Source organism: Ruegeria sp. C5, assembly GCF_056537605.1.
The window spans coordinates 92,227-107,624 of sequence record NZ_JBQFRX010000007.1; the positions used below are offsets into that span (position 1 = coordinate 92,227).

The 15,398-nt window shown below is 55.5% G+C and carries 17 protein-coding genes; 13 read left to right on the top strand and 4 right to left on the bottom strand.

The genetic code is table 11. From position 1 onward, the window contains the following. Positions 1-29: 29 nt before the first annotated feature. The 3 genes from ACR0AW_RS18810 to ACR0AW_RS18820 form a co-directional block, all read right to left on the bottom strand. On the bottom strand, positions 30-1,016 hold the full coding sequence (locus tag ACR0AW_RS18810; protein WP_174818509.1) for an ABC transporter permease: 987 nt from the start codon (positions 1,014-1,016) through the stop codon (positions 30-32). A 2-nt stretch (positions 1,017-1,018) separates the two neighbouring features. Then, positions 1,019-2,572, bottom strand: a complete 1,554-nt coding sequence (locus tag ACR0AW_RS18815; RefSeq protein WP_480439434.1) for a sugar ABC transporter ATP-binding protein — start codon at positions 2,570-2,572, stop codon at positions 1,019-1,021. Positions 2,573-2,719: 147 nt separating this feature from the next. Next, complete coding sequence (locus tag ACR0AW_RS18820; protein WP_480439436.1) at positions 2,720-3,367, bottom strand: GntR family transcriptional regulator; 648 nt, start codon at positions 3,365-3,367, stop codon at positions 2,720-2,722. A gap of 130 nt (positions 3,368-3,497) precedes the next feature. Between ACR0AW_RS18820 and ACR0AW_RS18825 the strand changes: the two genes are divergently transcribed. From ACR0AW_RS18825 to ACR0AW_RS18885, 13 genes are all read left to right on the top strand, one after another. Continuing rightward, the gene (locus ACR0AW_RS18825) at positions 3,498-4,367 is read left to right on the top strand and encodes an SMP-30/gluconolactonase/LRE family protein (RefSeq protein WP_170734007.1); all 870 of its coding nucleotides are present in this window, start codon (positions 3,498-3,500) and stop codon (positions 4,365-4,367) included. Positions 4,368-4,393: 26 nt separating this feature from the next. Continuing rightward, positions 4,394-5,428 (top strand): sugar ABC transporter substrate-binding protein, encoded by a 1,035-nt coding sequence (locus ACR0AW_RS18830; protein WP_170734008.1) that lies wholly within the window; start codon positions 4,394-4,396, stop codon positions 5,426-5,428. Positions 5,429-5,512: 84 nt separating this feature from the next. Then, entirely contained in the window at positions 5,513-7,036 is a 1,524-nt protein-coding gene (locus tag ACR0AW_RS18835) for a sugar ABC transporter ATP-binding protein (RefSeq protein WP_170734009.1), read from the top strand. Further along, positions 7,033-8,034, top strand: coding sequence for an ABC transporter permease (locus tag ACR0AW_RS18840; protein ID WP_108861951.1), 1,002 nt, complete (start codon positions 7,033-7,035; stop codon positions 8,032-8,034). Before ACR0AW_RS18835 ends, ACR0AW_RS18840 begins: the two co-directional genes overlap by 4 nt. Position 8,035: 1 nt before the next feature. Beyond that, positions 8,036-8,824, top strand: coding sequence for an SDR family oxidoreductase (locus ACR0AW_RS18845; RefSeq protein ID WP_170734010.1), 789 nt, complete (start codon positions 8,036-8,038; stop codon positions 8,822-8,824). A 22-nt stretch (positions 8,825-8,846) separates the two neighbouring features. After that, positions 8,847-9,341, top strand: coding sequence for a lactoylglutathione lyase family protein (locus ACR0AW_RS18850; protein WP_010437254.1), 495 nt, complete (start codon positions 8,847-8,849; stop codon positions 9,339-9,341). Beyond that, positions 9,334-10,365 carry a C-terminal binding protein gene (locus ACR0AW_RS18855; RefSeq protein ID WP_010437255.1) on the top strand — a complete coding sequence of 344 codons (1,032 nt, stop codon included), beginning with the start codon at positions 9,334-9,336 and terminating at the stop codon, positions 10,363-10,365. Before ACR0AW_RS18850 ends, ACR0AW_RS18855 begins: the two co-directional genes overlap by 8 nt. A 12-nt stretch (positions 10,366-10,377) precedes the next feature. Then, positions 10,378-11,067 carry an RraA family protein gene (locus ACR0AW_RS18860; RefSeq protein ID WP_170734011.1) on the top strand — a complete coding sequence of 230 codons (690 nt, stop codon included), beginning with the start codon at positions 10,378-10,380 and terminating at the stop codon, positions 11,065-11,067. After that, complete coding sequence (locus tag ACR0AW_RS18865) at positions 11,048-11,968, top strand: 2-dehydro-3-deoxygalactonokinase (protein ID WP_170546583.1); 921 nt, start codon at positions 11,048-11,050, stop codon at positions 11,966-11,968. Before ACR0AW_RS18860 ends, ACR0AW_RS18865 begins: the two co-directional genes overlap by 20 nt. Further along, complete coding sequence (locus ACR0AW_RS18870) at positions 11,965-12,591, top strand: 2-dehydro-3-deoxy-6-phosphogalactonate aldolase (protein WP_170734012.1); 627 nt, start codon at positions 11,965-11,967, stop codon at positions 12,589-12,591. The genes ACR0AW_RS18865 and ACR0AW_RS18870 overlap by 4 nt, the downstream gene beginning before the upstream one ends. Next, the gene (locus ACR0AW_RS18875; protein ID WP_170734013.1) at positions 12,588-13,289 is read left to right on the top strand and encodes an SDR family oxidoreductase; all 702 of its coding nucleotides are present in this window, start codon (positions 12,588-12,590) and stop codon (positions 13,287-13,289) included. Before ACR0AW_RS18870 ends, ACR0AW_RS18875 begins: the two co-directional genes overlap by 4 nt. Positions 13,290-13,298: 9 nt before the next feature. Further along, on the top strand, positions 13,299-13,817 hold the full coding sequence (locus ACR0AW_RS18880; RefSeq protein ID WP_010437260.1) for a 2,4'-dihydroxyacetophenone dioxygenase family protein: 519 nt from the start codon (positions 13,299-13,301) through the stop codon (positions 13,815-13,817). Then, entirely contained in the window at positions 13,798-14,211 is a 414-nt protein-coding gene (locus tag ACR0AW_RS18885; protein WP_170588270.1) for a methylglyoxal synthase, read from the top strand. Before ACR0AW_RS18880 ends, ACR0AW_RS18885 begins: the two co-directional genes overlap by 20 nt. Positions 14,212-14,235: 24 nt before the next feature. On the opposite strand, the gene ACR0AW_RS18890 is transcribed toward ACR0AW_RS18885, so the two are convergent. Continuing rightward, the gene (locus tag ACR0AW_RS18890) at positions 14,236-15,381 is read right to left on the bottom strand and encodes an alpha-hydroxy acid oxidase (protein WP_170734014.1); all 1,146 of its coding nucleotides are present in this window, start codon (positions 15,379-15,381) and stop codon (positions 14,236-14,238) included. Positions 15,382-15,398 lie beyond the last annotated feature (17 nt).

Genomic DNA, 15,398 nt, shown 5'->3' on the forward strand with positions numbered 1-15,398 from the left:
TTGTTGTTGAGTTTTGGAAAGCTTCGGGATTAGCCCCGTTTGCTTCGGATCAGCATGTCCAAGGCGACCGCTGTAACGAGTACACCGCCGATGACGATCATCTGCCAGTAGATTGATACAGCCAGCATCGTCATAGTGTTGTTGATCAACGCAACGAAAACGACACCGAGGAAAGCACCAAGAATAGTACCTTCGCCGCCGCGTAGAGATGCGCCACCGATGACAGCCGCTGCCAGAACCTGAAGTTCGATACCGTTTCCTGCCGTGGGCGTGCCGCTCATCAGGCGGGAGGCCAGCAATACACCCGCCAAAGCAGCCAGAATACCGGTCAGTGCGTACAGAATGATACGTACGCGTGTGACATGGATGCCTGACAACATCGCGGCCTTTTCATTGGCGCCGATGAAATAGACCTGACGGAAAAAGCGCGTATGGCGGACGGCCAGGTCAAACAGAACGACGAGCAGAATGGTGAACAAGACGATTACCGGAAAGCCGCCTATGTCAGCTTTGCCGATCCAGGCAAATGATGCCGGCAGGCTTGAGACAGAAAAACCTTCGGTCAGGACAAGAGCGATGCCTCGCGCGATCGACATCGTGCCGAGGGTCGCGATAAGCGGATTGATCCCGAGGCCGGTCACGAGCAAACCGTTCACTACCCCGACAATTCCACCCAACACTAATCCGCATACCACAGCGAGCGGAATTGGCATGCCAGTCAAAAGCAGCATGGCTACGACGGTAGAAGACAAAGCCATAACCGATCCAACGGAAAGATCGAACCCGCCGGATGCAAGTAGGATCGCCATACCGATCACGATGATCGCGGTGGGGGCCATGCCCACGGCCACGGCTCGAAAGTTCGAGAAGCTGAGGAAATAGGGATTAACGTTGGACATCACGATGATGATGGCGGCGATCAGAACGATCAGCGTTAGTTCACGAATATCGACAAAAGCTTGTAGAACACGGCGCAGCAGCGGACGCTTCATGGGCAAGTTGGCTTGAGCGGTCATGGTCACGTCGCGACTCCTGATTGATTGGTTTGGGGTGCGTCCACAATTGGAACGGAATTTCCAGCGGCCATTTGAAGAAGCGTGGATTCGGTTGCCTCAGCGGCTGCGATGTCTCCCATGAGGCGACCGTCGTGGACGACAAGGATGCGGGTCGAGAGAGAGACCAGTTCGGGAAAATCGGATGACACTACGAGGATGGCCATTCCCTCGGCTGCTCGACGCAAAAGTTCCGTGTGGATTTGGAATTTGGCTCCGACATCGACCCCTTTTGTGGGCTCCTCAATGATCAGAAGAGCTGGCGCGCGTTTGAGCCACTTGGCCAACATAATCTTTTGCTGATTGCCCCCTGAGAGATCACCAACAAGTTCGTTAATCCCGCTAGTTTTGACACTGAATGCGTCAATGGCTGTTTGGCTGGCTGCTTTGATCGAGCCCGAACGCATGAACCCAGCAGACGCATGATCGGAAAGACTGGCCGCGATCAGGTTGTCGCTGAGTGATTGTTCCAGAAAGAGGCCTTCAGTCTTGCGTTCCTCGGGAACAAACCCGACCCCAGCACGCATCGCCTGCCGCAAGGACGCAAAGTTAACAGGCTTGCCGTGCAGTCTGATCTCCCCGGTCGCGCCATGCATCAACCCGACAATCGATCGAACAATCTCGCTGCGGCGAGCGCCCATCAACCCTGCCATCCCTACAATCTCTCCGGCTTTAATGGAGAAAGAAATGTCTTCGAATTCATCTGGATGGGTTAATTCTTGGACATGCAAAACCTCTTCGCCGTTAACCTTACCTGACCGCGTGACATCGCCGGGGTGAGCGCCGCCGATCATCTCGGCGACGACTTGTTCCTGAGAAGTTTCCGAAACCGGTAAAGTGCTGATGTGGCGCCCATCTCGCAAAACGGTAATGCGATCCGAGATCTGGAAAATCTCGGCCATATGGTGGCTGACATAGACGATGCCAATCCCTTTCTTTGTCAGGGACTTTAGGACTTCGAATAGTGCGTCTACTTCGTCGGGTGCCAATGCTGATGTCGGTTCATCCAGCAAAAGGACGCGGGAATTCAACGACAGCGCCTTGGCGATTTCAACAATCTGGCGGGAGCTTATTGGCAAGTTTTCCACGGGTGTTGAGACGTCGATATCCAGACCGAATTCCGCCAGTAACGCCTCCGCACGGCGGCGCAGTTCAGGCCAGTCAACTACGCCAAACCGGGTGGGTACGCGCCCCGCGTAGATGTTTTCCGCAACAGAGAGCGCGCCAGCGAGGCTGAGTTCTTGAAAAACACAGCCGATGCCCAAGGATTGCGCGTGTGATGGGCTTTCGACTCGCTTTTCCTTTCCGTCGCACAGGATACGCCCAGCAGAAGGTTGGTGAAGTCCATAAAACAGGCCGAGACAAGTGGATTTTCCGGCGCCGTTTTCCCCGCATAGCGCGTGAACTTCGCCGGGTCTCAATTCAAAGTCGACGCCATCCAAAACAATGTTCGTGCCGAAGCTTTTGCCAACCCGATCCAGCTGGATCAGTGGCTGTAGCCCCGGTGAGTCAGGTTTCATTGCTGGCGTCATACAAGCTTCCTCCCGCCTTTTGATTGGCATCTGATATCTCAGATGTCAACTGAAAAAGAAAAGACCGTGAGGTGCCCAAAAGAAAGGGGCGGCGCCGTTTTGGCCGGCCCCCGTCACAACGAAGCTACGTTTTTGCTAGGATGCGGTCGCTCCTTCGAGGACGATGGCGGCGCTTTTGTAGGCTTGTCTGGTGCGGTCAATATGCGCAGTGAGAAGAGATTTGATTTTGGCCATGTCGCCTTCGCGAACGGCAATAGCGATTTTCGAATGCTCATCGAAGGAGAGCTCAGTATGCTGTGGCAGCTTCGCCAAATGGGTTCGCAATGCGGCAATCTTACCGATGTAGCGTGTATAGCTGGCCGTCAGGTAGTCGTTACCTGCATGTTCAAAAATCAATTGATGAAATGTGGTATCCAGTGAAAGGTAGCCCTTTTCATTACCTCGCCTGCGTTCTTTCTCCATGTCCTTCACGACACGCTGCATGTCGCCGGCAAGACCTTCCGGATTCCGCAACAACGCAAGTTCAAAGGCGGCAGTTTCGATAGCCTGTCTGAAATCGCAGATCTGAGTCACTTCCGGCTCAGACAGCGAAAAAACACGTGCGCCTTTTTGAGGCTCGATACTGACCAACCCTTCGTCACGTAGTTGAGCGAGTGCTTCGCGGACTGGCGATTTCGATACGCCCAGCTCTTCGGAGATTTTTCGCTCCGACAAAACCTGGCCCATTTTCAGGGAGCCATCGATAATACTATTCCGCAAATGTTCCAGTGCGAGTTCACGCAAAGACTTGGGTCTCTCAAGCGCCATCTGAGGATATCTCCAAAAAAAGGTGTTGCCAGATGCAAGATATCTGATACACCAGATTAGGCAAGCTGGTATATCAGATATCAGAATGTACTAGGGAGAACCAAAAGTGCGCGCAGAGTTGGTCGTCGATTGTAAGAACCAGCACGGGGAAGGGATTTTCTGGAATCCCGCCGATGGTCTTGTCTGGTGGACCGACATTGAAGGTTGTGCGCTTTGGTCATTTGATGCTGCAACGTCAGACACCGCCTCTCATGAGATGCCGGAGCGTGTGTGTTGCTTCGCGCCGCGCGCGTCTGGCGGTCTGATTGTTGCTTATGCTGATCGAGTTGTCTTGTTCGAGTCGCCCAATAGCGAGGAAACCCTCGTGGCACGATTCGAGCCGAACAATCCGGAGACACGGCTGAACGACGGGCGAACCGATCGCCAGGGGCGATTGATTGTTGGAGGCATGAACGAAGTCACTGGTAAGGCCGATTCGTCAGTCATCTGCGTCGATAAAGACTTGAGTGTGCGGACGATTATCGAAGGAGTGTCTTGCGCCAATTCGACTTGCTTTACATCCGACGGTGAGACGATGTTCTTCGCGGATACTCCGGATCGGGAAATCGTCGCATTTGATTACGACACCCGCAGTGGAACCGTTTCGAACCGTCGGCGGCACGCTTCTTTCAATGATGAGCCCGGCTTGCCTGATGGGTCCTGTGTCGATGCCGAAGGGGGCGTCTGGAACGCCGAATGGGAAGGCCATCGCGTTGTTCGCGTCGCACCTGATGGCACGATAGATCGCGTGATCGAGGTGCCGGTCTGGAAGCCCACCTGTTGCGCTTTCGGTGGCCCTGATCTCGACACGCTGTTCATCACGACCTCAAGGCTGATGAGTGACGAAGCAGCTTTAACAAAAGAACCGGAATCCGGCGGCCTCTTTGCTGCGAAACCCGGCGTTCGTGGCGTGATCGACGCGCCATTCAAAGGATAACAAACGAAATTCTGGAGGAGAAAACTATGTTGAAAACGCTTATGACCACTACGCTTGCCGCGGGGTTCGCCACGCTGGCAGCGGTCGCTCTGGCGGAAAATTATCCAACACCGGTTCCACTTGAGGACGGGGCACAAGCGCCAATCGATGCAATAGAACCCAAGAACGATACGTTCCGGATCGCGTATATGCCGCCGGCGACCGAGTTCAACTACTACATCGCCATCGGTGAAGGCATCAAAGCGGTTGCTGCTGAGGCCGGGGTCGAAGTCTTCATGCTTGCGCCCCAGTCCGGTGCGGACATCAACGGCCAAATGGGAATGATCCAAGATGTGCTGACGCAGGATGTGGATGCAATCATCTTTGGGACACACGACGAATTTGCTGCCGCACCACTGCTAAAGCAGGCAGTAGACAAGGGCATGGCAGTTCTGATGATCAATTCGGACATCCCGAACTTCCCGACACCAATTCATGGCGTTGTCGGGTACTCTCAGCGTAACGGCACGCATGCTATCGCTGATTGGGCCATTGAAACTTATGGTGATCAACCGATGAAGGTCGGCATTATCGAAGGGCAGCCTGGCTATCACTCGACCGAACGTGTGGGCGGCTTCCTCGACGGTATCGAGGGCAATGATAACTTCGACGTTGTGGTATCCATTGATGGTAAATGGAACGTTGAAGGCGGCAACACTGCTGGTATGGATATCCTGCAGTCGAACCCCGATCTCGACATGATCTTTGCGGCGAACGACTACATGATCATTGGGGCATCATTTGCTGCAAAAGCACTTGGCCGCAATGATATCGTCCTTTTGGGCAATGATGGTGACACGTCTGGCCTTGAAGAAATCGCGGCTGGCAACATCACGGCAACCGTCAACACCTCGCCATTCTTAATGGGTAAAGCCGCCATGCACGCAACCATTGATGCGCTCAACGGGTCCTATCCCGGCGGCTGGATCGAAACGCCCACATCGATTGAAGACAAAGACGGTGCGATCAGCGTGCTGCAAGAGCCAGAAAAGCTCTTCCCGCAGCCGTCCAAAGAGTACTGAACTTTCTCCCCGCTTCCCGGTGGCGCGTGCGCGTGCTGCCGGGTCGCAATTCAACCGAGATCCCCTTTTATCGAGGCAATCGCAATGACACCCGCAACGCCCCTTTGGGAGTTTGTCGATATCACCAAGGCCTATCCTGGGGTTTTGGCGAATGACAAGGTCTGCATCCGGCTTATGCCCGGTTCCATTCATGGGCTGCTGGGTGAAAACGGCTGTGGTAAGTCGACTATGATCAAGACACTGTCCGGCGTGCAGCAACCCGATAGCGGTCAAATCCTGCACAATGGCAAGCCGGTCACGATCAGCGATCCGCAGGCGGCACGTGAACTTGGTGTCGCAACAGTTTTTCAGGAATTCTCGATCGTGCCCACCTTGTCGGTTGGCGAAAACATCTTCCTTGGCAATATGCCTCGGTCCCGCTTTGGCGTGATCGACTGGGCCAAGGTCCACAACGAAGCCGCTCGGGTTCTGGTGGAAATGGATGTCGATGTTTCACCCGAAACCATAACCGGCTCGCTATCGGTAGGCGAGCAACAACTGGTCGAGATCGCGAAAGCTGTCGCGATGGACGCCCGCATGATCATCCTGGATGAGCCGACGGCGGCATTGGGTGAAGATGAAATCGAGCGCCTGCACCAGCTACTGCGCAATATGCGCGAGCGCGGCACCGCTATTCTCTATGTGTCGCACAGGCTGGATGAGGTTGAACGGATCGTTGATGAAGTGACGATCTTGCGCAACGGCTGTGTTGTGCGTGCAAGTGGCGAGACCAAGATCAACGTTTCTGAGATTGTCAGCGCAATGGTCGGTGAGGACATTGGTGAGCATTATCCCAAGGAGCAGAACGCGACCAAGGATATTGTGCTAGAGGCGGCGGGTCTGGCCACCAATTCGGGCGTGAGAGATGTATCGTTTTCGTTGCACCGAGGTGAAGTTCTGGGCTTGGGTGGTGTATTGGGCAGTGGCCGCACAGAGATTGCCCGCGCCCTATTCGGGACAGATGAGCTAACCGCCGGGCAGATATCACTGAACGGCAAACCGGTTCGCTTTCGTCGGGAAATTGATGCGATCCGTGCCGGATTGGCCCTTGTTCCGGAGAACCGTAAGTTTGACGGGTTGTTCTTCAATTTCCGCGCAAGCGGGAACGTCACCGCAGCGTCCCTTGGCGGGCTAAGCCGGTTCGGCGTGTTGAATCTTAAGGCGGAAGAGCAAGCCACCCATGACCTGATCCGCGATCTGGAAATCTCGACCCAGGCCGAGGAAAAGACGGTCAACTTCTTGTCTGGTGGTAATCAGCAGAAGATCGTGATTGCACGTTGGCTGTTCTCAGCCTCTGACATCCTGATCCTTGATGAACCGACGCAAGGGATCGATATCGGCGCCAAGATCGCTGTTTATAAGTTGATTAACAGGCTCACGCGGGCGGGAAAATCGATCATTCTAATCAGTTCAGACCATGATGAGTTGCTTGCGATGAGCGATCGGATTTCCGTCGTGCAGCACGGAACGATAGTGCGCACGGTCGATGCATCCGACCTTACGCATGACGATCTTGTTCGCGCGTCCGCCGACACCCCCCAATCCAAGCCTAAGGAGGCTTTCGCATGAAGCGGATCTTTGACACCCAGTTGATCGGGCCATTCGCAGCAATGGTGATTGTCGCACTGATCGTGGCCCTTACGACCGAACGCTTCCTGAACCCGGGCAACCTTTCTAACCTTTCGCTACAGGTAAGCATCGTGGCCTTGATCGCAATCGGGTCTACTATCGTGATCTTCGCTGCGGGCATCGATCTGAGTTCCGGGTCTATGGTGGCTTTGCTGACCATGATCCTTGCGCAAATGTTGAAATTTGTCGGCATTCCACTGGTTCTGGCGCTGCCCCTCATACTCTTCATGGGCGGATTGCTTGGTCTGTTCATTGGGCTGATAACAGCCTACGGGCGTATCCCGTCGTTTATCACGACATTGGCGGCGTTGATTGCCTTCAGGGGCCTTGCCCTGACCTTCAACAATGGGTCTCCGATCTTCTCGCTGGATCCCGCGTTAGAGCCAATCTTCTACGGCAAGCTGTTCGGCGTTCCGATGCCTTTCTTCTACCTCGTATTCTTCTACGTCCTTGCTGCGTTCACCATGAACTTCACGAAACTTGGGCGTGAGATCTATGCCGTGGGTGGTAACCCAGCCGCTGCCGTTCTGACGGGTATCAACGTACGAAAAGTTCAGACGACGACATTTGTCATCGCTGGTTTCATGACGGCTGTTGGTGCGATCCTGATGTCAGCGCGCCTCAACTCTGGTTCGCCCAACTATGGCCAGACGCTGGAACTGCAGGCCATTGCCGCTGCTGTTGTCGGCGGAGCCAGCCTTGCAGGCGGTCGTGGCAACATCCTCGCCACGCTGATGGGGGCGATGACAATCGTTATCGTCCAGAATGGTTTGAACCTGAACGCTGCGCCATCTTCGGTTCAGAACATCGTGTTGGGCCTGATCATTCTGTTGGCCGTCGGCATAGACATGTGGCGTGCAGAGATTTCGGGCTTGATGGGTCGAATGTTCGGCCGCACTTCATCGCAGCAGTCGTCTAACGTAAAGAAGGAGGCCTGAGATGGATCTGGGGCTTAAGGATAAGCTGGTCCTGGTGACTGGTTCAGGTTCCGGCATCGGCAAAGCCACTGCCCGGGTCTATCTTGAAGAAGGCGCGCGGGTCATCGTGCATGGCCTGACCCAGACGGAAGTGTCCGACTGCGTCGACGACCTGTCATCTCTGGGCAAGGTCGAAGGCATTGCGGCCGACCTGACCAAGACCTCAGATGCAGAAACACTGGCGGATTTTGCCCGCGCGCGCGGGGCGGTGGATGTTCTTGTGAATAATGTCGGCATCTTCTCGGTCAAACCGTTCGAGGATCTCACGGATGACGACTGGATGCATTACTTCAACATCAATGTCCTGTCCGCCGTTCGGATGAGCCGAAATTTCCTGCCTGACATGCTTGGCCGGGATAAGGGATCTATCATCAACATGGCCAGCGAAGCGGCAGTGAAACCGCTCCCTCAGATGGTGCATTATTCTGTCACTAAAACTGCCATGTTAGGTCTGACACGCGGCATGGCAGAACTGACAAAGGGCACGAAAGTCCGGGTTAACTCGATCCTGCCTGGTCCGACCTGGACCGAAGGTGTCGAAGCCTATTTTGACGGTCTCGCGGATCAAAAGGGTGAGCCGCTCGATACGATCGTCGACAATTACTTCAAATCAGATGAGCCCACATCGCTCATACAACGCTTTGTCCAACCAGACGAAGTCGCCCGCATGATCGTCACGATCTCAGCAAGCACGGCCTCCAATGGATCTGCGCACCGGATCGAAGGCGGCATCGTTCGCAACATTCTTTAACTTCTAACTGGAGGAGCCCTACATGGCCGCTCTCACTTTCTCTCACATCGGCATCACAGTTCCCGACCTGGAAAAAGCCGTGGAGTTTTATTCCAAGGCATTCGGCCTCTACGTGCTGATGGAACCAACTGAAATCCTGCATGACGAAAGCGCCATCGGTCAGATGTGCGACGATGTATTTGGGGAAGGTTGGGGAAGCTTCCGCATCGCGCATTTGTCGATGGGCGACGGTGTTGGCATCGAATTGTTTGAGTTCCCGAAGACCGTCGAAGAAGAACGCCCGTTTGAATATTGGCGGCGTGGCTTGTTTCATTTCTGCGTACAGGACGAGGATCTGGAAGGCCGCGTCAAGGTTATCGAAGACCTGGGCGGGCGCCAGCGCATGAGCCAAGTGCGCAAGTATTACCCAGGTGAAAAGCCCTATCGCATGGTCTATATGGAAGACCCTTTTGGCAACATTTTCGAGCTCTACAGCCACTCGTACGAATTGACCTATTCGGCGGGTGCTTATGACTGATCGCGCCGCCTTTCCCCCCAGAACGGACAAACCCAAGGTCGTGATCACCGATTACGACTTTGGTGATGTTGCCGTTGAGACGGAAATCCTGGAAGCCGCAGGAGCCGAGGTGATTGCGCTTCAGGCCAAGCGTCAGGAAGACCTGTTCGATGTCGCGCCGCATTGCGCAGCGATGATGAACCAATATGCCCGGATCGGGAAAGAAACGATCACGCGGATGCGAAACTGCGAGGTCATCGCGCGCTATGGCGTAGGCGTGGATATCGTGGATGTCGGCACGGCGACGGAAAAAGGTATCCTCGTCACCAATGTGCAAAACTATTGCACCGAGGAGGTCGCCGATCATGCGATTGCCCTTTGGCTGACCCTGGCGCGCAAGTTGCCTGACTATGATCGGGCCACTCATGCAGGGATCTGGAAATGGCAAAGCGGGCAGCCGGTCTACCGTTTGCGCGGGCGGACGATGGGTGTCGTCTCGCTGGGTAAAATCGGGCAAGCCATCGTGGCGCGGGCGCAATCTTTCGGGGTTACGGTCATCGCCTACGACCCGTATTTGCCAAGAGAAGTCGCGGCAAAGATTGGGGTCGAGCTGGTGAGCAAGCCCGAATTGCTGGCAAGGTCCGACTATATCCTGATGCAGGCACCGATGACGCCGAACACGCATCACTTTTTGTCGGATGCCGAATTCTCGGTCATGAAACCCGGTGCGATACTCGTGAACACCGGACGCGGACCAACGGTCGACAACAAAGCCCTATTCCGGGCGCTGACCGAAGGCCATCTGGCCGCTGCAGGGCTCGACGACCCCGAAGAAGAGCCGGCCAAGCGCGCCAACTGGACGCCTGATGACAACCCGTTGTTCACGCTGCCCAACGTCCTCGTAACGCCACATGCGGCCTACTATTCCGAGGAATCCATACACGCAGCGCGGGTCACCGCGGCCACTCAGGTGGCCAAGGTCCTGACAGGGCAAAACCCCGACTATACCGTCAATGCCGACGCATTGGCCGTATCTACCGCATAACAGGAGACAAGAATGCCAGACGTCAGCACGGACCTCAGGGTTTTCTATGATTTTGAAAGAAACCCGGAACTTCTCAAAAAATTCGACAAGGTGTTGGAGGCGTACTCTGCCGCTGCCATTTTTGCGGATGTGCAGTACCGAACAGGCGTGATGGACAGCGCCATCAAACCCGCCTTCCGCGCCAAGGTGACAGGCCAGGCCGTGACGGTTCAGCTTTCAAAAGGCGACCTGGTCGACCCATTGCGAGCGCTTGAAATGGGACAACCCGGGGACGTGATCGTTGTGGACGCGGGTGGAGATCGTCAAACGTCGGTCTGCGGCGGTTTGATGGGTGGTCTGGCCAAGAACCGTGGCATTCGCGGTATGATCGTCGATGGTACCGGGCGTGACACAGATGAGTTGGAAGACATCAACTGGCCGATTTGGACGCGCGCGATCACGCCGCGCGGAACGCACACGATGTTCTCGGAACGTAAAGAAGAACTTTCGATCAATGTACCAATCGCCTGTGGGGGCGTCGTGGTAAACCCCGGAGATTTCATTGTAGCTGATCTTATGGGCGTCGTCGTGGTTCCACAGGAAATTGCCGAAGAAACCGTGCGCCTTGCTCAAGAGCAAGCTGACCGTGAGGAGGAAACCCGTAAATGGGTGGCCCAAGGCAAAACCGTTGAGGATCTGCTAAATGAATTCGGTCGCATCTGAGCCAGCGCTGATCGGCGTAGATTGGGGCACTTCATCGTTTCGTGCATTTCTAATTGGTGCGGAGGGCGACGTGATCGATGGGGTCTCGTCGCCTGAAGGTATCATGCAGGTTGCGGGACAAACCTTTGAGGCGGTCCTTGATCGTCTCATCGGCCCTTGGGTCGCCAAGGCTAACCTGCCGATCCTGGCATCTGGCATGATCACCAGCCGCAATGGCTGGGTAGAAACGCAATATGCTGAAATGCCGCTGGGTGCTGGCGGTCTTGCGCGAGCGTTGGTCCCGCATGAAGCGGCCAACGGAGCGCGTATTCATTTTGTGACAGGTGCTTCGACAGAACATGCTGGAGGACCGGACGTGATGCGCGGCGAGGAAACCCAGATCATCGGGGCATCTTCGCTAGGCTTGAGCGAAGGTATGTTCGTGATGCCGGGAACGCACAGCAAATGGGTTCAGGTTGCCGACGGGAAGATCGTGGATTTCTCGACTTACATGACAGGTGAGATCTTTTCGGCGCTGAAAGAACACACGATCCTTGGCACCTTGATGAAGGAGGACGCCTTCAGCGAAGGCGCATTCGTGATGGGCGTCAAGGCGGGTCTCAGTGGCGAGTCGAACCTGCTGCACAGCCTGTTTCATGTTCGGACGCTTCCTCTCATGGGCAAAATCCCAAAGGTTGCCACGGCCGACTATTTGTCGGGCTTGTTGATCGGGACCGAGGTTGCTGCCGCGACCGGCGAAGTAAAAGACGTCGGCACGATCACTGTTGTTGGACGTAGCGACTTGTCCGACCGATACGAAATAGCGCTTCGAACTGCTGGTTTCGACAGCCGTCGCGCGCCAGATGATATCGTTGCGAAAGGGCATTTTCTGATTGCTCGCGCTGCGGGGTTGGTTGGATGATTGACCTCACCGCAGCTCTTGCCGAGAACCCGCTGATTGCGATTTTGCGGGGGCTGGCACCAGAAAATGCGCGCCCGGTGTCTGATGTACTCTTCGATGCCGGGTTTCGGATAATCGAAGTGCCACTCAACTCACCTGACCCGCTGGAATCGATAGGGCAGATCGCCGTAAATCATGGCGCTCAGACCATCGTCGGCGCTGGCACAGTGTTGACTACGGATCAGGTCGCGGCGGTCGCAGATGCAGGCGGGCGGATCATCGTGTCGCCCAATATGAACCCGGACGTCGGGCGCGCGGCCGTCGCGCGGGATCTGTATTGGTGTCCAGGTGTCATGACCCCCTCCGAGGCCTTTACGGCGTTGGATATCGGAGCATCGGTCCTCAAATTCTTTCCGGCAGAAATGGTGCCACCAGCTGCCATAGCTGCCATGCGTGCCGTATTGCCTGCAGACGCAGTCATCGCTGCGGTAGGGGGCATAACGCCGGATACGATGGCGTCGTATCATGCCGTGGGTGCAGATGGATATGGGCTGGGCTCTGCACTATTCAAACCGAGCTATACATTGGATGATATCGGAAGGCGCGCGCGCGCCTTCACCAGTGTATTGGAGGAACTTGGATGAAACAGGCCCTTGTAACGGGCGGAACGCGAGGGATTGGTGCGGGTGTTGCACGGTCGTTAGCAAACGCAGGTTGGTCCGTCATTGCCGCATCCGCCTCCCAATCCGAATTGGATGCATTCGAGCCTCAGGACGGGTTAAAGGTGCAGCTCTTGGATGTCACCGACCAGACGTCCATCAATGATGTATTCGGCGAACTCACGGGTCTCGATGCCTTGGTGAACTGCGCAGGTATTCTTTTGCGTGGCGAAGAATATGACATCGACGTCTTCGCCAAGGTGCTCGATGTGAATCTGACAGGCACCATGCGCTGCTGTCTTGCCGCGCATCCATTGTTGGCTGAAGCGAGTGGGGCCATCGTCAACACCGCCTCTATGCTCAGTACCTTTGGTGGGCCTTTGGTTCCGGCGTATTCCGCTTCTAAGGGCGGCGTGGCACAGTTGACCAAGGCGCTCGCAGGTCGCTGGGCCGAAGACGGTATCCGGGTCAATGCCATCGCGCCGGGTTGGATTGAGACAGAGATGACCCAGGGCCTTCGGGAAGACCCTGAAAGAACAGCGGGGATCATGGCGCGTACGCCTATGAAACGCTGGGGGAAACCCGAAGAAGTCGGTGCGCTTGTGCAATGGCTTTTGAGTGAAAACGCCAGCTTTGTGACCGGATCAATCTATCCGGTCGATGGCGGCTATCTCGCTATGTGAGGAAAATCAATGAATGACGATGACACCGCCCGAATGCCATATCAGTTGCCGTTTCCCAAGGATGCGCAAGACGAGATCGTGATCCCGAATGCCATGAGCGAAGACGACAGGCTATGGGTTCCGCAGGCAGAGAACGTCTGGTTCCGACCGCTCTGCTTGAACCGCTCGCAAGGTTATTGGATGAACCTTCTCAAAGTGCGCAAAGCTGGTGTTCTTTCGCGGCACCGCCATCCACAGCCAGTCCACGGTTTTGTCCTGAAAGGCCGCTGGCATTATCTGGAACATGATTGGGTTGCGGAAGAGGGGGGATATGTCTTTGAGCCGCCGGGTGAGACTCATACTTTGGTCGTTCCCGACGATGTTGAAGAGATGGTCACCTATTTCCAGGTCAATGGCGTGATGTGCTATGTTGATCCGTGGGGCAAGGTCACTGGCTACGAAGATGTCTTTACCAAGATTGATCTGTGCCGAAAACATTTCGGGGAAGTCGGTCTTGGAGAAGATTACGTTGAACAATTCATCCGGTGATGCGCCGCGTTTCGCGCTTGTAGCGCATGATGCGCGAAAGGACGAAATCGTTGAATGGGTGGGTCTGCAATTGGCCCGCCTGTCCAGAGTACAAATCTTTTCGACTGGGACTACCGGTAGCCGCATTAAGCAAGCCTATCCAGAACTGGATGTGACCTGCCTGAAAAGCGGACCACTCGGAGGCGACCAACAGATCGGCGCCATGATCTGCGAAGAGAAACTGGATGCATTGATTTTCTTTGTCGACCCTCTCTCACCCATGCCACATGACGTCGACGTTAAGGCTCTGACCCGTCTCGCAACGGTATATAATCTGCCAATGGCATGTTCGCGCTCAACCGCGGATCTGATCGTCAAGGGGCTGATTGACGAGGATGACAACGCGTCTGCGTGATACGCCACGCGCCGCAAGCGCCGATCAGCCAGTTCTCAGAAGGTGCTCTGCCAGACTGCCGAGGTTTTCGCTGCCAAGCTGGCTCATGTTGGCCTCAATGTCAGCTTTCAGGATGTGAACGAGATGGTCGATCCCTCGTGCTCCGAACGCTGCAACAGCATATTGAAAGGCACGCCCGACCATGACGAAATCCGCACCTTTCGCCAGGGCACGCATGATGTCCAATCCCCAGGCAACGCCAGAGTCGTAGATCAGTGGCACATCTATTCCGACCGCCTCGCGGATGTTCGGGAGTTGGTCAATCACAGCGGGTCCGGCTTCGAATTGACGCCCGGAGTGGTTTGAGACCCAGATGCAATCCACGCCCTCGGCCACCATTTTTTGCGCGTCCTCCGGCCGCAAAACACCCTTGACGATCAGGCGACCCCCCCATTCCTGCCGTAGTTCGCGCAGGTAGTCCCAATCTGGAATCCCACGGATCAGAGCGCCTGCATGAGTAAAACTTTCTCGTCCGCGGGTCGGGACGTAATCGTCAAAGAACCGCATACGTGGCATGATGCCCTCGCGAAGATGTGCAAGGCACCAGGCGGGTCGTGACGCCATTTCTGTCAGCGTGCGCAGGTCAGTTTTTGGAGGCACCGTCAGATTGGCGCGGCGTTGTCGTTCGCGCCGACTCTCTTCTGGAACGTCCACCGTGACAATCAGCGTATGAAATCCCGCTGCCTTAATCCTCGGCAGCATGGCGCGACGCAGATCGCCGGAGTTCACCGGGTAATGCTGAAACCATCCGTTTTTTCCAATGTAAGGTGCCACATCTTCCGGTGAAGCAACCGCCACGCTGGACAACGAAAACGGAATATTGTGAGCAACCGCAGCCTTTGCAAGCATCCGCTCTGCTCCTGCCCACATCAGGCCGGACATACCTACCGGTGCTATTCCGAATGGCAGATCGTAAGTTCTACCCATCAATGTAGTCTGTAGGTCGGCCTTTGTTCGGCCGCATAGTACACGCGGCATGAACCCGATGGCATCAAGTGCGTCCCGGTTGACCTTCAACCCCAGCTCCCGGCCGGTCGCGCTGTCGAGGTATTCGAAGGCAAACTTCGGAATGCGCTTTTGTGCGGTTTTCCGAAGGTCTTCTATCGACGGGTGGGAAAGGTCCAGATCCATCCGGGTCCTCTGTTCGT

Coding starts and splice junctions, on each gene's coding strand:
- ACR0AW_RS18870 (WP_170734012.1), top strand. CDS start 11,965: ATGATTGACCTCACCGCAGCTCTTGCCGAGAACCCGCTGATTGCGATT.
- ACR0AW_RS18860 (WP_170734011.1), top strand. CDS start 10,378: ATGCCAGACGTCAGCACGGACCTCAGGGTTTTCTATGATTTTGAAAGA.
- ACR0AW_RS18855 (WP_010437255.1), top strand. CDS start 9,334: ATGACTGATCGCGCCGCCTTTCCCCCCAGAACGGACAAACCCAAGGTC.
- ACR0AW_RS18830 (WP_170734008.1), top strand. CDS start 4,394: ATGTTGAAAACGCTTATGACCACTACGCTTGCCGCGGGGTTCGCCACG.
- ACR0AW_RS18845 (WP_170734010.1), top strand. CDS start 8,036: ATGGATCTGGGGCTTAAGGATAAGCTGGTCCTGGTGACTGGTTCAGGT.
- ACR0AW_RS18835 (WP_170734009.1), top strand. CDS start 5,513: ATGACACCCGCAACGCCCCTTTGGGAGTTTGTCGATATCACCAAGGCC.
- ACR0AW_RS18865 (WP_170546583.1), top strand. CDS start 11,048: ATGAATTCGGTCGCATCTGAGCCAGCGCTGATCGGCGTAGATTGGGGC.
- ACR0AW_RS18880 (WP_010437260.1), top strand. CDS start 13,299: ATGAATGACGATGACACCGCCCGAATGCCATATCAGTTGCCGTTTCCC.
- ACR0AW_RS18840 (WP_108861951.1), top strand. CDS start 7,033: ATGAAGCGGATCTTTGACACCCAGTTGATCGGGCCATTCGCAGCAATG.
- ACR0AW_RS18890 (WP_170734014.1), bottom strand. CDS start 15,381: ATGGATCTGGACCTTTCCCACCCGTCGATAGAAGACCTTCGGAAAACC.
- ACR0AW_RS18815 (WP_480439434.1), bottom strand. CDS start 2,572: ATGAAACCTGACTCACCGGGGCTACAGCCACTGATCCAGCTGGATCGG.
- ACR0AW_RS18875 (WP_170734013.1), top strand. CDS start 12,588: ATGAAACAGGCCCTTGTAACGGGCGGAACGCGAGGGATTGGTGCGGGT.
- ACR0AW_RS18850 (WP_010437254.1), top strand. CDS start 8,847: ATGGCCGCTCTCACTTTCTCTCACATCGGCATCACAGTTCCCGACCTG.
- ACR0AW_RS18810 (WP_174818509.1), bottom strand. CDS start 1,016: ATGACCGCTCAAGCCAACTTGCCCATGAAGCGTCCGCTGCTGCGCCGT.